4 protein-coding genes and 1 pseudogene are annotated in these 2,529 nt (G+C 75.0%); 3 read left to right on the top strand and 2 right to left on the bottom strand.

What is annotated here, in order from left to right:
• A pseudogene (locus KSNIM_RS04730) lies at nt 1–268 on the bottom strand (hypothetical protein); the annotation flags it as partial.
• Between KSNIM_RS04730 and KSNIM_RS04735 the strand changes: the two are divergent.
• Nucleotides 258–581, top strand: a complete 324-nt coding sequence (locus KSNIM_RS04735; RefSeq protein ID WP_263101960.1) for a hypothetical protein — start codon at nt 258–260, stop codon at nt 579–581. The pseudogene KSNIM_RS04730 and the gene KSNIM_RS04735 sit on opposite strands and share 11 nt — an antisense overlap.
• Before the next feature lie 378 nt (nt 582–959).
• Nucleotides 960–1,703: a CBM20 domain-containing protein gene (locus KSNIM_RS04740; RefSeq protein WP_263101961.1), complete on the top strand. Its 744-nt coding sequence runs from the start codon at nt 960–962 to the stop codon at nt 1,701–1,703.
• 84 nt (nt 1,704–1,787) lie between these two features.
• Here the strand turns inward: KSNIM_RS04740 and KSNIM_RS04745 are convergent, their stop codons facing one another.
• On the bottom strand, nt 1,788–2,066 hold the full coding sequence (locus KSNIM_RS04745) for a cytochrome P450 (protein ID WP_263101962.1): 279 nt from the start codon (nt 2,064–2,066) through the stop codon (nt 1,788–1,790).
• Between the two features lie 129 nt (nt 2,067–2,195).
• On the opposite strand from KSNIM_RS04745, the gene KSNIM_RS04750 reads away from it, so the two are divergent.
• Complete coding sequence (locus KSNIM_RS04750; protein WP_263101963.1) at nt 2,196–2,459, top strand: LapA family protein; 264 nt, start codon at nt 2,196–2,198, stop codon at nt 2,457–2,459.
• The last annotated feature ends 70 nt before the right edge of the window (nt 2,460–2,529 follow it).

The raw sequence follows: 2,529 nt of genomic DNA on the forward strand, positions 1-2,529 counted from the left end.
CACCGGCCCCTTCGCGGAGCGCCGTGGCGAGCACCGCACCGCCGTCCGCCGCGCCCGAGGCCCTGCCTGCGCCGACCTCCGGGTCCCGCCCGCCGTCGGCCCCGCCCCGGCACAGCGCCTCGGCGTCCCCGTCCGTCCCGCCCTCGTCCGCCCGCCCGGCCTCGGCGAGGCCGGTCGGGAGCCGGACGGAGGACGGCCCGCTCTGGGCGGACGGTTCGGTCGACCCGCACAGCACGGACTCCTGGGCGCAGAGCAATGTGACCTTCAAGACCCGCGAGGTGCTCACCGCGCTGACGCTGGAGCTGCACGTGCCGCAAACCGGCGGGGTGAAGGACACCGGCCACTGGCAGACCCTGGACTCGGCCGACTTCACGGCGACCGTCCGGGAGGAGGGTGGCGTGCTGGTCTACCGCTGGGTGCTGAAGGCGGGCCGGACGGTCCCGGTCGGGCAGCAAGTCTTCGCGGGGCAGTACGGACACAACGCCGGTGGCCGGGACGCGGGCGGCGACTGGTACCGGATCGACGCCGCCACGGCGGGCGGCCGGGCCTCGGTCTGGGGCGACTTCGCCCGCACCGGCTGAGCCAGGGTGCCGCGCCCTCCCGAGACGGAGGGCGCGGTTCCCGCCGTTGTCGGGCGGCCTCCGTGTCACGTGCGGTGACGACAGCGCCCCCGGCGTGACCCGTCCGGTTGCGGGCGGGTTGCGGGCGGGCGGAGCCGGGGTGTCCGGGCCTCCCGACAGCGGACTGTCGTGCGCAGGTCAGACGAGGTCGAATGCGGCACCGCCCACCCCCACGGCGCGCCCGCCCTCCGCATGGCCGGAATTCGCCCATTCTCATGAAACTTGCTGCAAGACTTTGCAGCACTTGGACCGCCCCTCGCCTCCGACGCCGCACGCGAGCCCGGGCCGTCCGCCCTCCGCGGCGCCCCGCGCCGCCATTCGACCTGGAGGACAACGGACATGACGTTCCCCCAGCCGCACCGCACCGCAGGCCGCCTGCGCCCCCTGCTGATGCTCCCCGCACTGGTCACGGCCCTGATCGTCGCCCTGCTCGGCCCCGCCGCGACCGCCCGGGCGGCCACCGGTGGCGCCCTCGGCACTCCCGTGCACCTGCAGGTCACGGCCGCCACCGAGTACGGGGACACCGTGCTGGTCTCCGGCAGCACCGCCGAACTCGGCGCCTGGGATCCGGCCAGGGCCGTACCGCTCACCACCGACGCCCGCAGCTATCCGACCTGGTCGGTGGACCTGCTGCTGCCGCCCGGCGGCCAGCTCGCCTACAAGTACCTGACGCGGACCGCCACCGGCGCGGTCGAGTGGGAGGCGATCCCGAACCGCGCCGTCTACCTGTCCGGCAGCGGCGGCGGGACCACCCTCGAGGACCGCTGGAACGTCACCGGCGAGCACCCGCTGACCGCCGTCTTCACCGCGATCGCCACCACCACGTGGGGTCAGAGCCTCTACGTCTCCGGCGACCTCGCCGAGCTCGGCGCCTGGGACCCGGCCAAGGCCGTGCCGCTCAGCACCAGCTACGCCGTGTACCCGGAGTGGACCGGATTCGCCGAACTGCCCCCGAACACCGCCGTCCGCTACAAGCTGCTGAAGAAGAACCCCGACGGCACGGTCGCCTGGGAGGACGGACCGAACCACGCCACCGTCACCCCACCGACCGGCACCCTGGTGCTGCACGACAGCTGGCGCTGACCGCCCGGTCGCTCCGGCGGCCCGGCCCGGGATCCGACCGGGCCGGGCCGCAACGGCTTCCGCCCGGCGGCCGCCAGCTGCCGCTCACCGGCCGCGCACCGCGGCGGCGCACTCCTCGCAGACCCGCTGGGACCAGCGCGAGGGGTACCAGACGGCGGCGTCCTCGGCCGGCTGCCAGGGATCGCGCTCGAGACCGGAGGTGTCCGAGCCGCAGAAGGTCCGCCCGGCCGGGCCGCCGTCCGCGGCCACCGGGGCCGCGTGCACCACCAGGGCCGCACGCCCCTCGGAGGCGTGCTCGCCGCCGCCGAGGTCGTGGACCGTGGCCGGCTGCTCGATCTCCAGCATCACCACCAGCGCCGTCATCCTTCGAGCTTCGCGCGGACGCCCGGCGGCCGCACCTCACGGCGGGCCAGAGCCGCATGCCCGGCGGGCGGAGGCGCCGAAGGGGTGCCCTCCGGGGACGAATCAGGCAAACCGCACGATACTGAAGCCATGTCGCAGAACACCAGCACGCACCACGAGCCGTCACGTCTCACGGTCAAGGGCCGCGAGGTACGACTGCGCACCATCGCGGTCGGCGTCATCGCGGTCCTCGCCGTCTGGTTCATCGCGGTCAACACCGCGTCGGTGACCATCACGCTCTGGGTCTCCGACGTCACCATGCCGCTCTGGGTCGTCCTGACCGTGACCATCCTGGTCGGCATGCTGATCGGCGTCTTCCTCGCCCGCCGGCGCGCCGCCCGCAAGGGACGGTAACGACCCGACGAACCCGCGCGCGGCCCCGCCGGCCCGGACGGGCGCCACCGGGCGGCGCCGCCCGCGGCCC

It is taken from the genome of Kitasatospora sp. DSM 101779 (assembly GCF_025655475.1).
GTDB lineage: Bacteria > Actinomycetota > Actinomycetes > Streptomycetales > Streptomycetaceae > Kitasatospora.